The sequence below is a fragment of the Streptomyces sp. BL1 genome (assembly GCF_057628045.1).
This window is the reverse complement of sequence record NZ_JBXYWZ010000002.1, coordinates 6,417,544-6,437,752: the sequence shown is the minus strand read 5'-3', so window position 1 is coordinate 6,437,752 and position 20,209 is coordinate 6,417,544. Positions and strand designations below refer to the sequence as shown.

Below are 20,209 nucleotides of genomic sequence, written 5' to 3'. Positions count from 1 at the left end.
TCTGGAGGGGCCTGGACTCGGCCGTTACCTCCCGTAAGGGCGGCGTAGACCGAGCGGACACCTTTCCGTGCGTTGACCAACTACGCGGTGGCGTACATCACATCGCGGCTCATCTCACATACCGGAACGCCCCGCCATCGACCCCGCGTCACCGCACACCACCCCCGTGTCACGACGGGCCGGCTCCTTCCGCGTACAAGCCGTCGATGACGGGCGAGTATTTGTCGCGGATGACGCGGCGGCGGAGCTTCAGGGACGGGGTGAGCTCGCCGGTCTCCGGGCCCCACTCCTCGGCGAGGAGGCGGTACCGCTTGACCTGTTCGGTGCGGTTGAGGCGGGAGTTGGCGGCCTCGACGGCGCGGGTGACCTCCTCCCGTACGGCGGGGTGCTCCGCGAGCCCCTCCGGGCCCGCCTCGACGCCCCGGGCGCGCGCCCACGCGGGGGCCATCTCGCCGTCCAGCACCAGGAGGGCGACCAGATACGAGCGGCCGTCGCCGTGCACCAGGGCCTGGCCGATGAGGGGGTGCTCCTTGAGGGTGTTCTCGACCAGCGCGGGCGAGACGTTCTTGCCCGAGGAGGTCACGATCATTTCCTTCTTGCGGTCGGTCAGCCAGAGGTAGCCGTCCTCGTCGATCCGCCCGATGTCGCCCGTCGGGAACCAGCCCTCGGCGTTTGTGCCGGGCGCCAGCGAACCGTCGCCGAGCAGATAGCCCTCGAAGACGGTCCGGCCGCGCACCTCGATCTCGCCGTCGTCCGCCGTACGGATCTCCAGACCGTCGATCGGGCGGCCGACCGAGCCGAGCCGGAACGCCTGCGGGCTGTTCGTCGTGGTGACGCCGACCGTCTCCGTCAGCCCCCACGCATCCATGATCACGATGCCGAAGCCCGCCCAGAACCGCACCACGTCCTGCGGCATCGGCGCCGACGCGCTCGCCGTCCACACGAGACGGTCGAACCCGGCCATGGCCAGCAGCGGTTCGAGGACCTCGCGCCGCGCCCTGCGGTAGGCCTCCTCGATCTCCGCGGGCGGCTCCTCGCCGCGTTCGCGGTAGCCGACGTGGGTACGGGCCGTCTCGCTGGCCTCCTCGACCGCCGCCTGCCGGTCCGAGGGCAGCATCGCGAGACCGGCCCGTACGGAGGCGGCCAGCTTCTCCCACACCCGGGGCACGCCGAAGAACTGCGCGGGGTGCAGCTCCCTGGCCGTCTCCGCGACCTGCGCCGGATCGGCGCAAAGATGGATGTGGGAGGCGCGGAAGACGGAGAGGTAGATGCCGAGCATGCGCTCGGCGATGTGCGCGAACGGCAGGTAGCAGATGTGCTCGACGTGGTCGGGGAGTTCGACGGCGGCGTCCAGGGAGATGCCGTTGAGCACGACGTTGCGGTGGCTGACCACGACGCCCTTGGGGTCGCCTGTGGTGCCGGACGTGTAGACGACCGTGACCGGGTCGGTGGCCCGGATGCCGCGCCAGGTCTTCTCGAAGGACTCCGCGTCGTACGGCCGGGCGATCCCCGCGTACGGGGTGTGCCCTCCGACCGCGTCCGGCTCGACGACCACCAGCCGCTCCAGCCGGCCCTCGTGCTCCAGCATCGGCTCCCAGCGCGCCACTTCGCCCGCGCCCTCGATCACCGCGATACGGGCGCGGCTGTGCCGGACGATGTGGGCGATCTGCTCCGGCGCGGCGGTGCCGTACACCGTGACGGGCACCGCGCCCAGGTGCACGAGGGCGAGGTCGGACAGCCAGTGCTCGGGGCGATTGCCCATCATCAGCAGCACGTGCTCGCCGCTCTCGACGCCCAGCGCCGTGTAGCCGGCGGCCAGTTCGGCGACGCGCTCGCGCACCTCGGCCCAGCTGAGCGTCGACCAGCCGGCCGCGTCCTGCGTACGCCAGGAGAGCGCGGGGAGCTCGCCGTGGTCCTCGGCGTTGCGCAGCAGGAGTGCGGGGACGGTGAGTTCGGCCGGGTCTTCCCCGGGCAGTCGCAGAATCGTGGTCATGGCGGCCTCCGGACGAGGGGCGGGCTGGTGCCGTGCACGGTGGAGCTGCAGATGCGGGAAGCCGGGCGACCGGACGGGGCCGGGGACTTCCCCCGGGAGCATTGGATTACAAGAATGGTGCGACAGCAATACTGTTGAACACGATTCGATGCGCCGGAGAGGCCGAGCGAGAGGGAGCCGCAGCCGATGGAGCAGCAGCAGGGGGAACAGCAGGAGGAGCGGGAGTCGCTGACGGTGGACCAGCTCGCGGCGCGGGCCGGGGTCACCGTCCGGACGGTCCGCTTCTACAGCACCCGCGGCCTGCTGCCGCCGCCCGACATCGGCCCGCGCCGGGTGGGCAGGTACGGCCCGGACCATCTGTCCCGGCTGGCGCTCATCGAGGAGCTCCAGAACCAGGGCATGACGCTGTCCGCCATCGAGCGCTATCTCCAGCGGCTGCCGGACGACATGACGCCGCACGATCTGGCCATCCACCGTGCCCTGGTGGCCTCCTGGATGCCGGACACCGTGGACGAGGCGACCCGTACGCAGCTGGAGCGCCGCGTCGGGCGGGAGCTGACCGACGAGGACCTCAAGCGGCTGGAGGCGATGAGCGTCCTCGCCGCTACCGAGGACCCGGAGGTCTTCCGGATCGACCCGAGCCTGGTGCACCTCGGGGTACGGCTGCTGGACGTGCCCATCTCGCAGGAGACGCTGCTGGCGGCGCGCGAGGTGATGATGGAGCACACGCGGTCGGCGGCGCGGGAGTTGAGCCGGCTGTTCAAGGACGAGGTGTGGGAGCCGTACCGGGACGGGGAGGCCGACCCGGAGCAGGTCGAGCAGATGAAGGCCCTCTCGGCCCATATGCAGCCGATGGTGCTGCAGGCCCTGGTGACCGCCTTCCAGCGGTCCCTGAATGAGGAACTCCGGGGCGCCTTCCCCGAGGAGAAGGCGCCCCGGCTCACGGGCTGACGCACGCCCGGCGGCGGCCCGGCGGCTCCGGTACCCGGGCCGCCCTCCGCCCGGCCCGGGCCCCGACTCCCGCCGCACCGCGGGCAGTTCCGTACGGGCCGCCGGGTGTGCGCCCCGGCGGCCCGCACATCCGAACGGCGGCCCGCGTCGGACCGGCTTCGGCCCCGTGTCCTCAGACGTCGCGGAAGGTCTCGCCCTGGCGGGCCTTCTCCTCCAGCAGCGCCGGGACGGCGAACCGGTCGCCGTACCGGTCCTGGAGCTCACGGGCGCGGGCGATGAAGCCCTGGAGGCCGCCCTCGCCGCCGGTGATGCTCTCGTAGCCGTTGATGTACTGGATGACGCCGCCGGTCCACGGCGGGAAGCCGATGCCCATGATGGAACCGATGTTGGCGTCGGCGACCGAGGTGAGCACGCCCTCCTCGAAGAGCCGGACGGTGTCCAGCGCCTCGGAGAACAGCATCCGCTCCTGCATGTCGGCGAACGGGATACCCGGGTCCTCACTCTTGGCGAAGTGCTCGCGCAGGCCCGGCCACAGCTTGCCGCGCTTGCCGTCCTCGCCGTAGTCGTAGAAGCCCGCGCCGCCGCTGCGGCCCGTCCTGCCGAACTCGTCGACCATCCGGTCGATGACGCCGTCCGCCGGGTGCGCCGGCCACGCGACGCCCTCCGCCTCCAGCGCCCGCCGCGTCTCGTCGCGGATCTTGCGCGGCAGGGTGAGGGTCAGCTCGTCCATCAGGGAGAGCACCTTCGCCGGGTAACCGGCCTGGCCCGCCGCCTGTTCGACCGTGGCGGGCTCGACGCCCTCACCGACGAGCGCCACGCCCTCGTTGATGAAGTGGCCGATGACGCGCGAAGTGAAGAAGCCGCGCGAGTCGTTGACCACGATCGGGGTCTTCTTGATCTGCTGCACCAGGTCGAAGGCCCGGGCCAGCGCCTCCTCGCCGGTCTTCTCCCCCTTGATGATCTCCACCAGCGGCATCTTGTCGACCGGCGAGAAGAAGTGCAGACCGATGAAGTCCCCGTCCCGCTTGACCCCTTCGGCGAGCGTGGTGATCGGCAGGGTGGAGGTGTTGGAGCAGAGCAGCGCGTCCGGCGCGACGACGTCCTCGATCTCCTGGAAGACCTTGTGCTTGAGCGAGGGGTCCTCGAACACCGCCTCGATCACGGCGTCACAGCCCGCCACACCCTGCGGGTCGGAGGTCGCGGTGATGCGCGCGAGCAGTGCGTCCTTCTTCTCCTGCGTGGTGCGGCCGCGCTGCAGCGCCTTGTCGAGCAGGCCCTCCGAGTACGCCTTGCCCTTGTCCGCGGCCTCCTGCGAGACGTCCTTGAGGACGACGTCGATCCCGGCCTTCGCGCAGGAGTACGCGATGCCGGCGCCCATCATGCCGGCGCCGAGCACCGCCACCTTCTCCACCTTGCGCTGCGGCACGCCCTGCGGGCGGCTGCGCCCCGCGTTCACCGCCTGCATGTCGAAGAAGAACGCCTGGATCATGTTCTTCGAGATCTGGCCCGTGACCAGCTCCACGAAGTACCGCGCCTCGATGACCTGCGCGGTCTCGAAGTCGACCTGGGCGCCCTCGACGGCGGCGGCGAGGATGTTGCGCTGCGCCGGGTACGGCGCGCCGCCGGTCTGCTTCTTCAGGCTCGGCGCGAAAGCGGGCAGCGTACCGGCCAGCTTCGGGCTCGCCGGAGTGCCGCCGGGGATCTTGTAGCCCTTGACGTCCCAGGGCTGCTGCGACTCGGGGTTCGCGTCGATGAAGGCGCGGGCCGCGGCCAGCATCTCCTCGCGGGTGTCCACGACTTCGTGGACGAGACCGATCTCCTTGGCCTTCGCCGGGAAGTACTGCTTGCCCTCCAGCAGCACCTTCATCAGCGCGTCGGCGATGCCGAGCAGCCGCACCGTACGGGCGACGCCGCCGCCCGCGGGCAGCAGGCCGAGCGAGGACTCGGGGCAGCCGATCTTGCTGCCCTTGGCGTCCAGCGCGACGCGGTGGTGACAGGCGAGGGCGATCTCCAGACCGCCGCCCAGCGCGGCGCCGTTCATGGCGGCGACGACGGGCTTGCCGAGGGTCTCGATGCGGCGCAGATCGCGCTTGATGCCCATGCCGGCCTCGAAGACCTGCTCGGCCTGCTCGGGGCGGGCGGCGATGAGGTCGTTGAGGTCGCCGCCGGCGAAGAAGGTCTTCTTCGCGGAGGTGACGATGATGCCGCGGATGGAGTCCCGCTCGGCCTCGGCCCGGTCGGCGATGGCGGAGAGCGAGGACTTGAACGCCGCGTTCATGGTGTTGGCGGACTGGTTCGGATCGTCGAGCGTGAGGGTGACGACGCCGGTGTCGTCCTGGTCCCAGCGGATGGTCGTGGACTCGGGCATGAGGGGTTCTCCAAGAGGTCTTTCAGGGCGAGTGGACGCGGCTTCGGCCGTGCGGGCCCGGGGCCCGGGCCGTGCGGCCTACAGGCGTTCGACGACGGTGGCGATCCCCATGCCGCCGCCCACGCACAGCGTGGCCAGCCCGTACCGCTGGTCGCGCCGCTCCAACTCGTCGACGAGGGTGCCGAGGATCATCGCGCCGGTCGCGCCCAGCGGATGACCCATCGCGATGGCGCCGCCGTTGACGTTGACCTTCTCCAGCGGAAGGCCCATGTCCTTGACGAACCGCAGCACGACCGCGGCGAACGCCTCGTTGATCTCGACGAGGTCCATGTCGTCGACGGTCAGCCCGGCCTTGGCGAGTGCCTTGCGGGAGGCCGGCGCGGGACCGGTGAGCATGATGGTCGGGTCGGCGCCGGAGACGGCCGCCGAGACGATCCGGGCGCGCGGCCGCATCCCGTACCGCTCCCCCGCCGCGCCGCTGCCGATGGCGACCAGCGACGAACCGTCCACGATGCCCGAGGAGTTGCCCGCGTGGTGGACGTGGTCGATCTCCTCGACCCAGTGGTACTTCTGCAGCACCGTCGCGTCGAAGCCGCCCATCTCGCCGATGCCGGCGAAGGAGGGCTTCAGGCCGGCGAGGGAGTCCGCCGTCGTACCGGGACGGATGTGCTCGTCGCGGTCGAGCACGGTCAGACCGTTGCGGTCGGTGACCGGGACGACGGAACGCTCGAAACGGCCGGCCTTCCACGCCTCGGTGGCCAGCTCCTGGGAGCGCGCCGCGAACTCGTCGACGTCGCGGCGGGAGAAGCCCTCGATGGTCGCGATCAGGTCGGCGCCGATGCCCTGCGGTGCGAAGCCGGTCTCGAAGCTGGTCATCGGGTCCATCGCCCAGGCGCCGCCGTCGGTGCCGAGCGGCACCCGCGACATGGACTCGACGCCGCCCGCGAAGACCATGTCCTCCCAGCCCGAACGGACCTTGGCAGCGGCCAGGTTGACCGCTTCGAGGCCGGAGGCGCAGAAGCGGTTCTCCTGGACGCCGGCCACCGTGTCCGGCAGCCCGGCGGCGATCGCGGCGATCTTCGCGATGTCGGAGCCCTGATCGCCGATGGGGCCGACGACGCCGAGGACGATGTCGTCGATGGCGGCCGGGTCCAGATCGGGGAACCGGCGGCGCATTTCGTGGATGAGCCCGACGACGAGGTCGATGGGCTTGGTGCCGTGCAGGGCGCCGTTGGCCTTGCCGCGCCCGCGCGGGGTGCGGATGGCGTCGTAGACGTACGCTTCGGTGCTCACGGTCAGCAGCCTTTCGGGGTGCGGGGATTCGTACGGAGCCGGCGGGGCGGCCGGGGCCGCGGGGTCAGCCGAGCAGCGAACGGCCGATGATCTCCTTCATGATCTCGGTCGTGCCGCCGTAGATGGTCTGGATCCGCCCGTCGGTGAAGGCGCGGGCGACCCTGTACTCGTTCATGTACCCGTATCCGCCGTGCAGCTGGAGGCAGCGGTCGGCGACGCGCTTCTGCAGCTCCGTCGCCCACCACTTGGCCATCGAGGCGTGCACGGCGTCGAGTTCGCCCTTGGCGTGCTCCTCGATGCAGCGGTCGAGGAAGCTGCGGGTGACGGCGCACTCGGTGGCCATCTCGGCGATCTCGAAGCGGATGTGCTGCAGCTTGGCGAGCGGACGGCCGAACGCTTCGCGCTCCTTGACGTAGTCCTTCGTGAGCTCCAGGACATCCTCGGCCGCGGCGATGGCCGCCACCGCGATGGCCATCCGCTCCTGCGCCAGATTGGTCATCAGATGGAGGAAGGCGCCGTCCAGTTGGCCCAGGAGGTTCTCCTTGGGCACCTTGACGTCGTTGAAGAACAGCTCCGCCGTGTCCTGCGACTTCTGGCCGATCTTGTCGAGGTTGCGGCCGCGCTCGAAGCCTTCCGCGCCCCGCTCGACGACGATCAGGCTCAGCCCCTTGGCGCCGCCGTCCGGCGTCGTCTTGGCGACGACGATCACCAGGTCGGCGAGGATGCCGTTGGAGATGAAGGTCTTCGCGCCGTTCAGCAGCCAGTGGTCGCCCTTGTCCTCCGCCGTCGTACGGATGCCCTGCAGATCGGAACCGGCGCCGGGCTCCGTCATGGCGATCGCCGTGATCGTCTCTCCGGTGCAGAACCCGGGCAGCCAGCGGCGCTTCTGCTCCTCGGTGCCCAGGCCGGTCAGATAGGGGCCGATGATGTCGTTGTGCAGGCCGACGGCGAGCCCGGAGGCGCCCGCACGGGCGAACTCCTCGTGCAGCACGGCCGCGTAGCGGAAGTCCTCGACACCTCCGCCGCCGTACTCCTCGGGCACGGCCGTGCCCAGCAGCCCCTGCCGGCCGGCGGCGCGCCAGGCGTCACGGGAGACGATGCCGTCCTTCTCCCACTGCTCGGCGTACGGCTCGACCTCCTTGGCGAGGAAGGTGCGGACGGTCTGCCGGAAGGCCTCGTGGTCCTCCGTGAAGATCTGACGCTTCATGTGACGGGTGCTCTCCTTCGGGGACAGAGCTGTAACGGCATGGCTCAGAGCCAGCCCTTGACCTTCTCGATCAGCGCTGCGGGATTGTCGTCGACGGGAGTGACGTTGAGCATGGTGACGCCGGCCTCGCGGAACGCCTCGATGCGCTCGCGGACATAGCCCTCGGGCCCGCAGAGCGAGACCAGTTCGCAGAACTCGTCGGGGACGGCGGCCTCGGCCTCCTTCTTCTTCCCCGCGAGATACAGGTCCTGGACCTTCTCGGCGGCCTCCTCGTATCCGTAGGCGCGGGCGACGTCGTTGTAGAAGTTCTTGCCCTTGGCTCCCATGCCGCCGATGTAGAGGGCGATCATGGGGCGCATGAAGTCCCGGCAGGCCTCGGTGCCTTCGCCGACGGCGATGATGGTGCCCGCGGAGATCTCCAGCGGGCCGCGCTCCGGACCGCGCTTCGCCGCACCCTCCGCCAGCGGGGTGCCCCACACGTCGTTCGCCTTCTCCGGGATGAAGAGGTGCGGCAGCCAGCCGTCGGCGATCTCGGCGGTCATCCGCACATTGGCGGGCCCCAACGAGGCGATGTACAGCGGGATCTCGTCGCGCACCGGCTGGGTGAGCATCTTCAGCGGCTTGCCCAGCTTGCCGCCCTTCTCGGCGGGCAGCGGCATGTCGGTGATGCCGTGGTGGTCGATGCGCTCGCGCCGCCAGATGCGACGGCACAGCTCGACCGTCTCGCGGGTGCGGCCCAGCGGCTTGTCGTACGCCTTGCCGTGCCAGCCCTCCACGACCTGCGGTCCGGAAGCGCCGAGGCCGACGATCGCGCGGCCGTCGGAGAGGGCGTCGAGTCCGGCGCCGGTCTGGGCGATGAGGGCGGGAGTGCGCGAATAGACGTTGAGGATGGCGGAGCCGATCTGCACCCGTTCGGTGCGGGCGGCCAAGTAGCCCATGACGGTGGGCGAGTCGAAGCCGTATGCCTCGGCGACCCAGACCGCGTCCAGGCCCGCGGACTCCAGCCGGGCGATCCGGTCGGCGGCCTCGCGGGGATTCTCCGCGTACTGCAGCGAGGTGGAGATCTTCATGCGTCGGCGTCCTCGGATTTCTGGTCGGCGGTGGCGGGGTGCTCGGCGGAGGCGGGGTCGAGAACCGGCAGATTCCAGTCGCGCGCGACCTCCGCGCCGTCGGCGCCGGGCAGCGCCGGGGGCCGGGTGACGGCACCGGGGGTGACGGAGAAGCGGGGGGCGGGAGCCGGCTGGGTGATGCCGCCGTGGTCGGTGAAGGTGCCGCGCGCTGCGAGATGCGGATGGTGCGGGGCCTCGCGCAGGGAGAGGACCGGGGCGACGCAGGCGTCGGAGTCCTGGAAGATCTCCGTCCACTCGTCACGCGTACGGGACGCGAAGCGCTCGGCGATCGCGGTGCGCAACTCGCCCCACGCCGCGAGGTCGTCACGGCCGGGCGCCGTCTCCCCGATGCCGAGCAGCCGGACGAACTCGGCGTAGAACTGCGGCTCCAGCGCGCCGACCGCCATGTACCCGCCGTCGGACGTCTCGTACGTGCCGTAGAAGGGGCTGCCGCCGTCCAGCAGATTGGCGCCGCGCCGGTCCTGCCAGCCGCCGGCGGTCATCATGCCGTGGATCATCGCGGTGAGATGGCTGGTGCCGTCGACGATGGCGGCGTCGACGACCTGTCCCTCCCCGCCGTCGGTGCGGGCGTGCTGGAGGGCGGCGAGGATGCCGATGACGAGGTAGAGCGAACCGCCCGCGTAGTCACCGAGCAGGTTCGCGGGAACGGAGGGCGGGGCGCCGGGCGCGCCGATCATGCCGAGCGCGCCGGTCAGCGCGATGTAGCCGATGTCGTGTCCGGCGCGCTGGGCGAGCGGGCCCTCCTGGCCCCAGCCGGTCATACGGCCGTAGACCAGCTGCGGATTGCGGGCGAGACAGTCGTCGGGGCCGACCCCCAGCCGCTCGGCGACGCCGGGCCGGTAACCCTCGATCAGGACATCGGCACGCTCGACGAGTTCGAGAACGGTGTCCCGCTGGGCAGGATCCTTGAGATCGAGGACGACGGACCGCTTGTTGCGGTTGGTGACGTCGTACGCGGGGTCGATCCCGAGCACCGGTTTGCCGGGACGGTCGACGCGGACGACGTCGGCGCCCAGGTCGGCGAGGACCATGGCCGCGAAGGGGCCGGGGCCGATGCCCGCCAGCTCCACCACCCGCACGCCGTGCAGCGGGCCGCCGTTTCCGTGCCCCTGCGCACTCGTCCCCGTCGTCGGTGATGCCGCCGTTGCCATCGAGCCCCCAGCCGTGTGACACAACTGATGTAACACCAAGGATGCTAAGAACGCGTTTCACTTTCCACAAGCCCCTCCGTCCGGGCCGCTTGCCGCGTTCCGGAGTGGCGTCCGCCACAACACACCCCCGCGACGGGGCACTTGGGGCAGGACGAGTGCCGTGTCCGGAATCCGCCGACCCGGGGCCGGGCGGACGGCGCAGCCTGACGACATGGACACACGCACCCCACACGAGCGCAGGGCGTCGACAAGGCACTGGCCGGCATCTTCGCCGACCCGCTTGTGGCGGCCGTGCACGTGCGGGCCGTCGGCTTCGGCTGCTTCCACCTGGAGACGCGGCGCCGCTGACCGTCGGCGCCGCGGCACCGGCGGTCAGGGTATGGACTCTCCCGCGGAGCCGTGACCGGTCTCCGATGCGGCCCGCTGGCGGGGGAGTTCGGGCCAGCGGCCGCCGTTGCGCCAGTAGCCCTGGATCTCCTCCAGCTGACGGCCCTTGGTCTCCGGCGCGGTGACCGCGGTGAACAACAGGGCCAGCAGCGCCAGGACGCCCAGCCCGGCGAAGGTCACGGAAGCCCCCGCCCAGGACATCAGAGAGGGGAAGAACTGGGCGATGAGCATGTTCGCCACGAGGTCGGCGGTGAGCATCACGGACGCGCCGACCGCCCGGTACCGCGCGGGGAACGGCTCGCTGGCGTAGACCCAGATGAGCGAGCCGAAGCCGAAGTTGTACGCCGCGGTGAACAGCAGCACGGCGGTGAAGCCGAGCCAGGTCGCGGATCCGCTGACCGCGCCGGTGCCGAAGACGGCCGTGAGCACGGCGAGCATCGCCAGCATCGTGGCGATCCCGGACAGCAGCACCCGGCGCCTGCCGAGGCGGTCGATGATGAGCACGGCCAGCACCGCGGCGGCGAGCCCGGCCAGTTGGACGAAGGCGGGCAGCAGGAAGCTCTGCCCGGCGCCGGTGAAGCCCATCTCCCGGAAGATGGCCGGGCTGTAGTAGGTGACGGCGTTGATACCGGTGATCTGGCAGAAGAAGCCGAGCCCGACGACGAAGACCGCGGCGCGCGCGTACGGCCTGCGCAGCAGCGCGAGGGCTGATCCGCCGCTCTCCTCGCCCAGCGCCGAGGCGATCGCCGCGACCTCCGCGCGCGGCTCCACGTCGGGGTCGGTTCTGGCGAGCACCCGTTCCGCCTCGCTCGTACGGCCCTTGAGCACGTACCAGCGGGGAGTGTCGGGCAGTCGCAGCAGGGGGACGACGAGGAGCGCGGCCGGGACGGCGGACAGGCCGAGCATCCAGCGCCAGTGACCGCCGTCGGACAGGCCCCAGTTGACGAAGTAGGTGAGGGTGATGCCGGCGACCGTCGCCACCTGGTAGGCGGCCACCGAGGCGCCGCGGATCCGGGCCGGGGTCGACTCGGCGATGTAGAGCGGCGCGGCGACGATCGAGATGCCGATGGCGACACCGAGCAGGAACCGCACGAGATCGAGGACGAGCACGTTCGGCGCGACCGCGGAGAGCGCGACGAAGACGGCGTAGGACCCGGCCACGGTGAGCATGGCGGCCCGGCGACCGAAGGCGTCGGCGAACTTGCCGCCGACGAGGGCTCCGAGGATCGAGCCCAGCACGAGAATGCTGTTGACCAGGCCCTGTTCGGTGGAGCTGAGGCCGAAGTCCTTGCTGAGGAAGACCAGGGCTCCGGAGATGCTGCCCGTGTCGTATCCGTAGATGACGCCGACGACGGCGCCGGTGAGGGCGAAGAGGCGGCCGGTCCGGTAGTCCCCGGATGCCGGCGGCGCTGCTGGCATTGCTGTGGTCATGGGGGGCTCTCAGGCGTGGATCAGTGCTGCGGCTGATGGAGTCGACTGATTGATCACGTCACTATTCGCTCGGCTTAACGCAGCTGTCAACACCCCTCTTCCGGGCTCCGCGCAGGCATCGGGCCATGAGAAATCGCCCTCAATCGCCATGAACCGTCCGCACCGCAGCGGAAATCGCTCACCCGCACGAGGGATGGACCGCCTCGGGAATCTGCGTACTATTGATTGCAGCGAAGCAGATCGAAGCATTTCCCGTCACTGCCGAGGAGGCCCCGTGAGCGAGACCGTGCACATGGAGGAGGAGCTGCGCAGCCAGCCGGAGACCTGGCGCGAGGCGGCCGGGATGGCGGCGGCCGCGCCGCTGCCCGGTCCGGGCCGGCGCGTCGCGGTCGTCGGCTGCGGCACCTCGTGGTTCATGGCGCAGGCGTACGCATCGCTGCGCGAGACCGCCGGGCTCGGCGTGACCGACGCGTTCGCCGCGTCGGAGGCCGCGCTGGGCGCCGCCCGCGGCTATGACGACGTCGTCGCCATCACCCGCTCCGGCACGACGACCGAGGTGCTGCGGCTGCTCGGAGAGCTCCGGGGCCGGATCCCGACGGTGACCGTGCTCGGCGATCCGGACACGCCCGCGACGGAACTGTCCGGATCGGTCGTCGCGTTGCCCTTCGCCGACGAGAAGTCCGTCGTCCAGACCCGCTTCGCCACCACGGCACTCGCCCTGCTCCGCGCCCACCTCGGCGAGGACCTCACGGCAGCGGCGCGGGACGCCGAGGAGGCGCTGACCCGCCCCGTGGAGCAGGCGTGGGTGGACGCCGAGCAGTTCACCTTCCTCGGCACGGGATGGACGGTCGGTCTGGCCAATGAGGCGGCGCTCAAGATGCGGGAGGCCTCGCAGAGCTGGACCGAGTCCTACCCGGCCATGGAGTACCGGCACGGTCCGATATCCATCGCCGCCCCCGGCCGTGTCACCTGGGCCTTCGGCCGCGTCCCCGAGGGGCTGGCGGAGGAAGTGGCCCGCACCGGGGCGCAGTTCGTCCGGCACGACCGCGATCCGATGGCCGATCTGGTGCTGGTCCAGCGGGTCGCCCTGGAGCGGGCCCGCGCCCGCGGACTGGACCCCGACAGCCCGCGCAGCCTGACCCGTTCGGTGATGCTCGACGGCTCCTGACGCCCCGCTCCCCCGCCTCATCCGCCCCTCGCACAAGGGAGTTCACGGCTCATGCCCCTTGTTCCCACCGCATCCGTCGTCGACGCGGCCCGGACCGCAGGCTCCGGGGCCGCCGCCTTCAACGTCATCCATCTGGAGACCGCCGAGGCGCTGGTCTCGGCCGCCGAGCGCACCAACAGTCCCGTCATCCTCCAGCTCAGCGAGAACTGCCTCGCCTATCACGGCAGTCTGCTGCCCCTCACCCGCGCCACCCTCGCGCTCGCCGAGGAGTCCACCGCCGAGGTCGCGGTCCACCTCGATCACCTCACCGACGCGGCGCTGGTCCGTGAGGGCGTGGCGGCCGGTGCCCGCTCGGTGATGTTCGACGCCTCCGCCCTGCCCTACGAGGAGAACGTCGCCGCCACGGCGGAGCTCACCTCCTGGTGCCACGAGCACGGCGTCTACGTCGAGGCCGAGCTCGGCGAAGTCGGCGGGAAGGACGGCGTCCACGCACCCGGCGCCCGTACGGACCCGGCGGAGGCGCTCGCTTTCGTGGCGGCGACGGGCGTGGACGCGCTCGCCGTCGCGGTCGGCTCCTCACATGCGATGCGGGAGCGGACCGCGGTCCTCGACAAGGAGCTGATCCGCGCGCTGCGCCGGCAACTGCCCGTTCCCCTGGTGCTGCACGGCTCGTCCGGGGTGCCCGACGACGAGCTGCGTGCCGCGATAGCCGCGGGCATGACGAAGATCAATATCTCCACGCATCTGGTGTCGGTCTTCACCCGGGAGATACGCGGGATCCTCACCGAGGATCCGCTGCTGATCGACTCGCGCAAGTATGTGGGCCCGGCGCGCGAAGCGGTGGCGCGGGAGGCGGCGCGGCTGCTGGGGGTGGTCGGGGCGCCGGGCCTCGCCGGATAGGCTCCGGGCAGGATCAACGGACACGGGAGAAGACGACGTGCTGCACTTCCCGGGGGACAGCCCCCGGCCCTCCGGCCGGGCGAGCAGGCCGGCACACCGGACCGGCACGCCGGCGCGGGGAGCAGTCCAGTGAAGCGCCACGAGCGGATGAACGCGCTGCTCGAACTCCTCGGGGAGCGGGGGCGGGTCGAGGTCGAGGAGGCCGCCACCACCCTGGAGGTCTCGGCGGCCACCATGCGCCGCGACATGGACGCGCTCGCCGAGCAGCAGCTGCTCACGCGCACCCGGGGCGGGGCGGTGCTCAGTTCCGTCACCTATGACCTGCCCCTGCGCTACAAGCGCGGCCATCACTCCGCGGAGAAGGAGGCCATCGCCCAGGCGGCGGCCAGGATGGTGGAGCGGGGCGACGCGGTCGGCCTCTCCGGCGGGACCACGACCACGGAGATCGCCCGGGCGCTGGCCACCCGCCCCGAGTTCGCCGAGCCGGCGCCCGAGCCCCATCTGACGGTGGTGACCAACTCCCTCAACATCGCCAACGAGCTGGCGGTGCGCCCGCAGATCAAGATCGTGCTGACCGGCGGGGTGGCGCACTCCCGCTCGTTCGAACTCATCGGCCCCTACAGCGAACTGGTGCTGCAGCAGATCTCCATGGACATCACCTTCATCGGTGCCAACGGCATGGACCCCGCGATGGGGGCGACCGTCCACGACGAAGCGGAGGCGCGGATCAACCGGCTGATGGCCGAACGCGCCGCCCGCTCCGTGGTGGTGGCGGACTCCTCGAAGGTCGGCACCCGCTGTTTCGCCCGTGTCGGCGATGCCGATGTGTTCTCCACCTTCATCACCGACAGCGGTATACGGGAGCCGGCCCGCAGGGAGTTCACGGAACGCGGTCTGCGGGTGGTGACGGCGAAGCCGTCTCCGGAGGACGACTGACGGCCAGATGGTCCTCCGTGCCGGTGTCGGCGTTCCGGTTGACGAGCCGGTTGAGGCGGACGGGCACGTTGAAGCCGACGAGCACGATCACGACCGCTGTCAGACCACAGGTGAGCAGGGCCAGGGCCTGGCCGAGCGGCATGCCCTTGGCCAGGCTCGCCCCCAGCACCGGGGCGACGGCCCCGCCCAGCGCGCCGACGTTGTAGACGAAGCCGAGTGACGCCGCCCGGGTCTCCACGGGGAAGTGCCCGGCGATGTACTTCGGCAGGATCCCGGAGATGCCCTGGCTCAGCGCCAGCAGTCCGAACAGGAGGAGCCCCAGGCCGACCAGACTGTCGCGCACCCCGAAGACGGGGAAGATGAACGCGAGCGAGGCCAGCAGAGTCCAGGCGTACGCCCGCCGGGTGCCGAACCGGTCCCCCACGAACCCGGCCAGCCAGCAGCCGAACATGGTGCCGAAGCCCGCGTAGTACATGACGTCGGCGACTTCCCCCGGCGCATAGCCCAGTTCGGTCTTCAGATACGTCGGCAGGAGCGACTGGATGGGCCACGAGTAGAGGAAAGCGCAGAAGACCGTGACCATCAGCGCCACATACAGCATCCAGTGCCGCCGGCCGCCCAGTTGTGCGGCGAAGGCGACCAGACATCCGGTGGCGACGAGCGCCAGCGGCCAGATCATCCCCGCGCCCAGCGGGGTGAAGACCACGAACAGCGCGACCGTGGCAGCCGCCGCCAGAAGGCAGTTGACCGTCGCCCTGCGCCGCCCGGCGAACAGCTCGCGGAACGGGTTGGGGCGGACGGGGGCCTCCGCCATCTCGGCGTTCCAGTCGTCCGCTTCGGGCAGTGCACGGCGTACCCACAGCGCCACCAGAACCGGCAGCACACCGATCCAGAACATCCACCGCCAGCCGAGCGCAGGCACGACCCACTGGTAGACCTCGGCGGCGAGCACCGTCCCCGCCGCGTAGCCGGAGATGAGGAAGCCGGAGGCGCGGTTGCGTACGCGGGTGGGCCAGCTCTCCAGCACATAGGTGGCGCTGGCGCTGTACTCCCCCGCCATGCCCATCCCGATGGCGAGGCGGGCGGCGAACAGGCTGTGGTAGTTCCAGGCGAAGCCGCAGGCGAACGTGCCGAGCGAGTAGAGGAGGATGCTGGCGACCATCGCGGGCTTGCGGCCGTACCGGTCACCGAGCGCGCCCAGCACGGCCCCGCCCAGCCAGCGGGTGATGAACGCGCCGGAGACGAGGCTCGCGGCCTCCACGGTGCTGAGCCCGAACTCGTCGGCGATCTCGGTGAGGACGAGGGTGATGAGGACGAAGTCGAAGCCGTCGAGCAGATAGCCGAGCCAGGCGGCGAACATCGCCTTCCAGTGGGAGACCGAGACCTCCCGGTACCACGGTATGGCGGAGCCCCGGGACGGGCGGGCGGCGTTCACAGGAGTCCCGCCTCCTCGAGGAGTTCGCCCACCCGCTTCACCGAGCTGTCGTCGAGCGGCACCTGGGGAGCGGCGGTGGTGCCCTCGGCGATCGTGCCCAGCAGCCGCAGGGCCGCCTTGAAGCCGCCGATGGCGGACGAGTTGCGGCCCATGACGTCCTCGGGCCCCGTGTCGACGAGGGCGAACAGCGCGGCGAGCCGGTCCTGTTCGGCTGCTGCCTCGTCCCAGCGGCCGGCGCGTGCGTGCTGGTAGAGCCGCACATAGCCGTCCGGGTCGACGTTGCCGAGGCCGGGCACCACGCCGTGCGCACCGGCCAGCAGGGCGCCGTCGACGGCGAGTTCGGAGCCCGTCAGCACGGAGAAGCTCTCCAGCAGGCCCCGTCCGCGCAGCGTCACGAGCAGCCGCCGCAGCGCCCCGTCGTCCCCGCTGCTGTCCTTGAGGCCGGCCAGTGTGCCGTCCTGGGCGAGCTCCAGCACCGTGTCGCCGGGCAGCTTGCTGTGGACGGACACCGGGATGTCGTACGCGAAGAGCGGCAGCGGGACGGCGGCGCGCAGCCGGCGGAAGTGGGCGGCGATCTCGACGGGGTGGGTGCGGGTGTAGAACGGCGCGGTGGCGACCAGCGCGTCGGCGCCCTCCTCGGCCGCGGCGCGGGCGTGGTCGAGCACCCGCGCCGTGGTCATGTCGATGACGCCTGCCAGTACGGGCACCCGTCCGTCCGCCGCTTCGACGACCGTGCGCAGCACGGTGCGCCGCTGGGCGTCGTCGAGGTAGGCGGTCTCGCCGCTGGAGCCGAGGGCGAACAGCCCGGCGACACCGGCGTCGGTCAGTCGTTCGACGAGTGCGCTCAGGGAGCGGGTGTCGACGTCCCCCTCGGCCGTCAGCGGAGTGCACAACGGCGGGACGACGCCGGTGAACGGGACAGGAAGCTGACGCGGCATTGCGGCTCCAAGAGAGGGCGAAACAGCATGAGTTGGACATGGGACGTCCTATGTCCAACGGTGAATCTGCCCGTGGCCGGCAGACCTGTCAAGGGTTGGATTCCGTCGCGGAGTCAACAGACGGGAAGTGAACAGACGGTTGCGGAGGGCGGATTCACCCCCGCACGGCCTCCGCACGGGGCCACCTCTCAGCGGCGGCCCGCGGGAAGCGCTCGCGCGGTCGCAGCGCCCGCGCGGCCCCGTTCTCCGGCGGCGGCCTTCACCCGAATCTCACCCGTCAGGTGTCAGAATGCCCGATATGGAGCGAGCTTCAGTACAGGCGGTGACCAGTCCGGACGGCACGGCCGCAGAAGGAGCGGGCAGTACGGGCGGCGGCAGCACACAGCACACCGGCGCGCGGCACAGTGACACGGCGGGCACGAGCGCGGAGGGTGGCGGCACGGCACACGCGTGGCGTGCGCTCGGCGGGGAGGAAATGCTGCTGGAGCGCGTCCTGCACACGTACAGGGAGGGGACGCTGCCCGCACGGCTGCCGGTGAGAGAGCTGGCCCGTTCCACCGTGGCCGCATGTGCTCTGGCGGCGGCCGAACTGTCCGCCGTCCGCGCGTCCAGCAGTCGTGTTCCGGCGGTCCGTGTGGACGACGGTGCTGTCGCCGCCGCGTTCACCAGTGAACGGCACCTGCTCATCGACGGGCGCGCTCCCGTGAACTTCGCGCCCCTGTCGCGCTTCTGGCGCACCGCCGACGGCTGGGTGCGCACACACGCCAACTACCCGCATCACAGGGCCCGGATGCTCGCCGCCCTGTCACTGCCCGAACGGGGCGAGGACAGCGACACGCTGTCCCGGAAGGTCGGCGCACTGCTGGCGGAACGCCGGGCCGAAGAGGTACAGGAGTCCGTACAGGCGGCAAGAGGGCTCGCCGTCGCCGTACGGTCACCGGAGGACTGGACACGTCATCCGCACGGCGCGGCGGTCGCGAAGCGGCCGCTGCTCTCCGTCGACGCGCTCGACTGTGCGCCGCCGCTGCCCTGGGCGCCGGATGCCGGCAAGGCAGGGCTGCCGCTCGCCGGTGTACGGGTGCTGGACCTCACGCGGGTCATCTCCGGCCCCGTGGCCACCCGCACGCTGGCGCTGCTGGGTGCCGATGTGCTGCGCGTCGACTCGCCCACGCTGCCGGAGTTCCCGCACGCGCACGCCGACACGGGGTTCGGGAAGCGGTCGGCCGGACTGGACCTCGACAGCCGTTCCGGGCAGGCGGCGTTCGAGGAGCTGCTGTCCTCCGCTCACGTGGTGCTCACCGGCTACCGTCCGGGGGCACTCGACCGGTTCGGCCTGGCTCCGGAGTCACTGACGGACCGTCGGCCGGGCCTGGTCGTCGGACAGTTGAGCGCGTGGGGCTGCCACGGGCCGTGGCACCGCAGGCGCGGTTTCGACAGCATCGTCCAGGCGGCGACGGGCATCGCGCTCACCGAACAGGGCGCGGACGGCTCCCCGGGAGCACTGCCCGCGCAGGCCCTGGACCACGGCACCGGCTATCTGCTGGCCGCCGCTGTGCTGCGGTCGCTGACGGACCAGCAGCAGGGCCGGCCCGGTTCGCGTGTCGTACGGCTCTCCCTCGCACAGACGGCGCACTGGCTGCAGCACGTCCTCCCACACGGCGAACAGCACAACGAACAGCAGACCAGCACACAGCTCCGCGCAGACAGCGGCCCGCAGGACGGCAGGACTGACGACGAGCAGCAGGGCGACACGTACGATCCGGCGGACTGGCTGACGGAGAGCGACAGTGCGCTGGGCCGACTGCGGCACGCCCGGTCGCCCGTCGGCTTCGAGGGCGGCCCCGTCAACTGGCAGCGGCCTCCCGGCCTTCCGGCCACGGACGCCCCCGTGTGGTGAGGGGCCCGGGCTATTCGGAGCCGTGCCACCGCTGGTGGGGCAGGTGCGAGGACGGTGCCGTACGGTCGCCGTCCGTCTTGCGGGCCTTGCGTTCGTCCCGCAGGCGCTTCTTCTCGGCGCGGGTGGGCTTGCGTTCGCTGGCCACACCGCCCCACACGGCGACACCTGTGACGACGACACGCGGTGCGCCGGGGACGCCCGTTCCGCCGGCGTCGGCGTCGAAGCCGCCCATGATGCCGATGCCGCGGACCTCCAGCTCGACCTCCGGGGGCACGATCACATTGATGCCGCCCATGAACACGAAGCACCGGATCTCGACCACCTGTTGCTCGAACCGCGCCTCACGCAGGTCGAGTTCGCCGCCTCCCATGACGGCGATGCCTGTGAAGACGCGGGGCGCCGTCCAGTGGCCCTTGCGGCCGAAGCCGCCGAGCAGGGCGATGCCCCAGCGGGAGGTCGCCGTGCCGCCGATGCGGTCCTTCCAGGAGCCGCGGAGGGCGGGCGCGGACTCCGGTCCGCTCGCGGGCCCTTCGTCCGCGACGGCGGGCAGGTCCCGCACGAGCGGCAGCAACTCCCCGCGCGTCCGGGCCCGGTAGGCGCTGTCGAGGCGTTCCTGGAACTCCTCGAGGCCGAGCCTGCCCTCGCTCACCGCGTCCTTCAGCACTTCGGCGACCTGTTCGCGCTCCGCGTCCGAGGCCCGCATGTCCCGTACGGGTAAGTCCTCCGTCATGGCGGCAGCCTACGCCGCCCCCACGGCGAACGGGCCCGCCGCGCGGGCCCGTTGCGGCGCTCCCGTCCCGTGCGTCCCGCGGGCCCCGTCAGGCGGCGGACAGCATGCGTTCGGCGAGTACGACGGCCCCGAAGCCGAGCACGAGCACGCCCGTCGCCACCCTGGTGCGTCCGCGGCGGCTGAGCACGATGGCCGTACCGGAGAGCACGAGCGCCATGCCGTAGAAGCCGACGGTGAGCACCGAGGGAGCGGTGCCCAGCCGGATGACGAGCGCGACGGCCACCGCCGTCATCA

Annotated in this window: 16 protein-coding genes and 1 pseudogene; 6 read left to right on the top strand and 11 right to left on the bottom strand. The window is 71.3% G+C overall.

What is annotated here, in order from left to right; translation table 11 throughout:
• Positions 1-169: 169 nt before the first annotated feature.
• A complete protein-coding gene (locus AC3AGO_RS28230) occupies positions 170-1,993 on the bottom strand; it encodes an AMP-dependent synthetase/ligase (RefSeq protein ID WP_487823058.1) in 1,824 nt (607 codons plus the stop codon).
• Between the two features lie 186 nt (positions 1,994-2,179).
• Between AC3AGO_RS28230 and AC3AGO_RS28225 the strand changes: the two genes are divergently transcribed.
• Entirely contained in the window at positions 2,180-2,944 is a 765-nt protein-coding gene (locus AC3AGO_RS28225; RefSeq protein ID WP_487823057.1) for a MerR family transcriptional regulator, read from the top strand.
• 172 nt (positions 2,945-3,116) lie between these two features.
• On the opposite strand, the gene AC3AGO_RS28220 is transcribed toward AC3AGO_RS28225, so the two are convergent.
• The 5 genes from AC3AGO_RS28220 to AC3AGO_RS28200 form a co-directional block, all read right to left on the bottom strand.
• Positions 3,117-5,312, bottom strand: a complete 2,196-nt coding sequence (locus tag AC3AGO_RS28220) for a 3-hydroxyacyl-CoA dehydrogenase NAD-binding domain-containing protein (RefSeq protein ID WP_487823056.1) — start codon at positions 5,310-5,312, stop codon at positions 3,117-3,119.
• A gap of 78 nt (positions 5,313-5,390) precedes the next feature.
• Positions 5,391-6,605 carry an acetyl-CoA C-acetyltransferase gene (locus tag AC3AGO_RS28215; protein ID WP_487823055.1) on the bottom strand — a complete coding sequence of 405 codons (1,215 nt, stop codon included), beginning with the start codon at positions 6,603-6,605 and terminating at the stop codon, positions 5,391-5,393.
• A gap of 64 nt (positions 6,606-6,669) precedes the next feature.
• Entirely contained in the window at positions 6,670-7,812 is a 1,143-nt protein-coding gene (locus tag AC3AGO_RS28210; protein ID WP_487823054.1) for an acyl-CoA dehydrogenase family protein, read from the bottom strand.
• Between the two features lie 44 nt (positions 7,813-7,856).
• The gene (locus AC3AGO_RS28205; protein WP_487823053.1) at positions 7,857-8,882 is read right to left on the bottom strand and encodes an LLM class F420-dependent oxidoreductase; all 1,026 of its coding nucleotides are present in this window, start codon (positions 8,880-8,882) and stop codon (positions 7,857-7,859) included.
• Positions 8,879-10,093 carry a CaiB/BaiF CoA transferase family protein gene (locus tag AC3AGO_RS28200; RefSeq protein WP_487823052.1) on the bottom strand — a complete coding sequence of 405 codons (1,215 nt, stop codon included), beginning with the start codon at positions 10,091-10,093 and terminating at the stop codon, positions 8,879-8,881. Before AC3AGO_RS28200 ends, AC3AGO_RS28205 begins: the two co-directional genes overlap by 4 nt.
• A gap of 246 nt (positions 10,094-10,339) precedes the next feature.
• On the opposite strand from AC3AGO_RS28200, the pseudogene AC3AGO_RS28195 reads away from it, so the two are divergent.
• Positions 10,340-10,441: pseudogene (locus tag AC3AGO_RS28195) on the top strand (DUF1203 domain-containing protein); the annotation flags it as partial.
• A 24-nt stretch (positions 10,442-10,465) separates the two neighbouring features.
• Here AC3AGO_RS28195 and AC3AGO_RS28190 read toward each other — a convergent pair.
• Positions 10,466-11,911 (bottom strand): sugar porter family MFS transporter, encoded by a 1,446-nt coding sequence (locus AC3AGO_RS28190; RefSeq protein ID WP_487823051.1) that lies wholly within the window; start codon positions 11,909-11,911, stop codon positions 10,466-10,468.
• 274 nt (positions 11,912-12,185) lie between these two features.
• Between AC3AGO_RS28190 and AC3AGO_RS28185 the strand changes: the two genes are divergently transcribed.
• The 3 genes from AC3AGO_RS28185 to AC3AGO_RS28175 all read left to right on the top strand — a co-directional run bounded on the left by AC3AGO_RS28185 (position 12,186) and on the right by AC3AGO_RS28175 (position 14,915).
• Complete coding sequence (locus tag AC3AGO_RS28185) at positions 12,186-13,079, top strand: SIS domain-containing protein (RefSeq protein ID WP_487823050.1); 894 nt, start codon at positions 12,186-12,188, stop codon at positions 13,077-13,079.
• Between the two features lie 51 nt (positions 13,080-13,130).
• Positions 13,131-13,979 carry a class II fructose-bisphosphate aldolase gene (locus tag AC3AGO_RS28180; RefSeq protein ID WP_487823049.1) on the top strand — a complete coding sequence of 283 codons (849 nt, stop codon included), beginning with the start codon at positions 13,131-13,133 and terminating at the stop codon, positions 13,977-13,979.
• Positions 13,980-14,108: 129 nt separating this feature from the next.
• The gene (locus tag AC3AGO_RS28175; RefSeq protein ID WP_487823048.1) at positions 14,109-14,915 is read left to right on the top strand and encodes a DeoR/GlpR family DNA-binding transcription regulator; all 807 of its coding nucleotides are present in this window, start codon (positions 14,109-14,111) and stop codon (positions 14,913-14,915) included.
• On the opposite strand, the gene AC3AGO_RS28170 is transcribed toward AC3AGO_RS28175, so the two are convergent.
• Both AC3AGO_RS28170 and AC3AGO_RS28165 read right to left on the bottom strand, forming a co-directional pair.
• Positions 14,860-16,350: a sialate:H+ symport family MFS transporter gene (locus AC3AGO_RS28170; RefSeq protein ID WP_487823047.1), complete on the bottom strand. Its 1,491-nt coding sequence runs from the start codon at positions 16,348-16,350 to the stop codon at positions 14,860-14,862. The two genes, AC3AGO_RS28175 and AC3AGO_RS28170, sit on opposite strands and share 56 nt — an antisense overlap.
• A complete protein-coding gene (locus AC3AGO_RS28165; RefSeq protein WP_487823046.1) occupies positions 16,347-17,288 on the bottom strand; it encodes a dihydrodipicolinate synthase family protein in 942 nt (313 codons plus the stop codon). The genes AC3AGO_RS28170 and AC3AGO_RS28165 overlap by 4 nt, the downstream gene beginning before the upstream one ends.
• 298 nt (positions 17,289-17,586) lie before the next feature.
• On the opposite strand from AC3AGO_RS28165, the gene AC3AGO_RS28160 reads away from it, so the two are divergent.
• Positions 17,587-19,185 (top strand): CoA transferase, encoded by a 1,599-nt coding sequence (locus AC3AGO_RS28160; protein ID WP_487823045.1) that lies wholly within the window; start codon positions 17,587-17,589, stop codon positions 19,183-19,185.
• Positions 19,186-19,195: 10 nt separating this feature from the next.
• On the opposite strand, the gene AC3AGO_RS28155 is transcribed toward AC3AGO_RS28160, so the two are convergent.
• Both AC3AGO_RS28155 and AC3AGO_RS28150 read right to left on the bottom strand, forming a co-directional pair.
• Entirely contained in the window at positions 19,196-19,915 is a 720-nt protein-coding gene (locus AC3AGO_RS28155) for a DUF1707 SHOCT-like domain-containing protein (protein ID WP_487823044.1), read from the bottom strand.
• A gap of 88 nt (positions 19,916-20,003) precedes the next feature.
• Positions 20,004-20,207, bottom strand: a complete 204-nt coding sequence (locus tag AC3AGO_RS28150; RefSeq protein ID WP_487823043.1) for a hypothetical protein — start codon at positions 20,205-20,207, stop codon at positions 20,004-20,006.
• Positions 20,208-20,209: the final 2 nt, after the last annotated feature.

Excerpts from the sequence above, each read along its gene's own strand:
- AC3AGO_RS28225 (WP_487823057.1), top strand. The coding sequence starts at position 2,180 with ATGGAGCAGCAGCAGGGGGAACAGCAGGAGGAGCGGGAGTCGCTGACG.
- AC3AGO_RS28205 (WP_487823053.1), bottom strand. The coding sequence starts at position 8,882 with ATGAAGATCTCCACCTCGCTGCAGTACGCGGAGAATCCCCGCGAGGCC.
- AC3AGO_RS28190 (WP_487823051.1), bottom strand. The coding sequence starts at position 11,911 with ATGACCACAGCAATGCCAGCAGCGCCGCCGGCATCCGGGGACTACCGG.
- AC3AGO_RS28200 (WP_487823052.1), bottom strand. The coding sequence starts at position 10,093 with ATGGCAACGGCGGCATCACCGACGACGGGGACGAGTGCGCAGGGGCAC.
- AC3AGO_RS28230 (WP_487823058.1), bottom strand. The coding sequence starts at position 1,993 with ATGACCACGATTCTGCGACTGCCCGGGGAAGACCCGGCCGAACTCACC.
- AC3AGO_RS28210 (WP_487823054.1), bottom strand. The coding sequence starts at position 7,812 with ATGAAGCGTCAGATCTTCACGGAGGACCACGAGGCCTTCCGGCAGACC.
- AC3AGO_RS28180 (WP_487823049.1), top strand. The coding sequence starts at position 13,131 with ATGCCCCTTGTTCCCACCGCATCCGTCGTCGACGCGGCCCGGACCGCA.
- AC3AGO_RS28220 (WP_487823056.1), bottom strand. The coding sequence starts at position 5,312 with ATGCCCGAGTCCACGACCATCCGCTGGGACCAGGACGACACCGGCGTC.
- AC3AGO_RS28165 (WP_487823046.1), bottom strand. The coding sequence starts at position 17,288 with ATGCCGCGTCAGCTTCCTGTCCCGTTCACCGGCGTCGTCCCGCCGTTG.
- AC3AGO_RS28160 (WP_487823045.1), top strand. The coding sequence starts at position 17,587 with ATGGAGCGAGCTTCAGTACAGGCGGTGACCAGTCCGGACGGCACGGCC.
- AC3AGO_RS28155 (WP_487823044.1), bottom strand. The coding sequence starts at position 19,915 with ATGACGGAGGACTTACCCGTACGGGACATGCGGGCCTCGGACGCGGAG.
- AC3AGO_RS28150 (WP_487823043.1), bottom strand. The coding sequence starts at position 20,207 with ATGACGGCGGTGGCCGTCGCGCTCGTCATCCGGCTGGGCACCGCTCCC.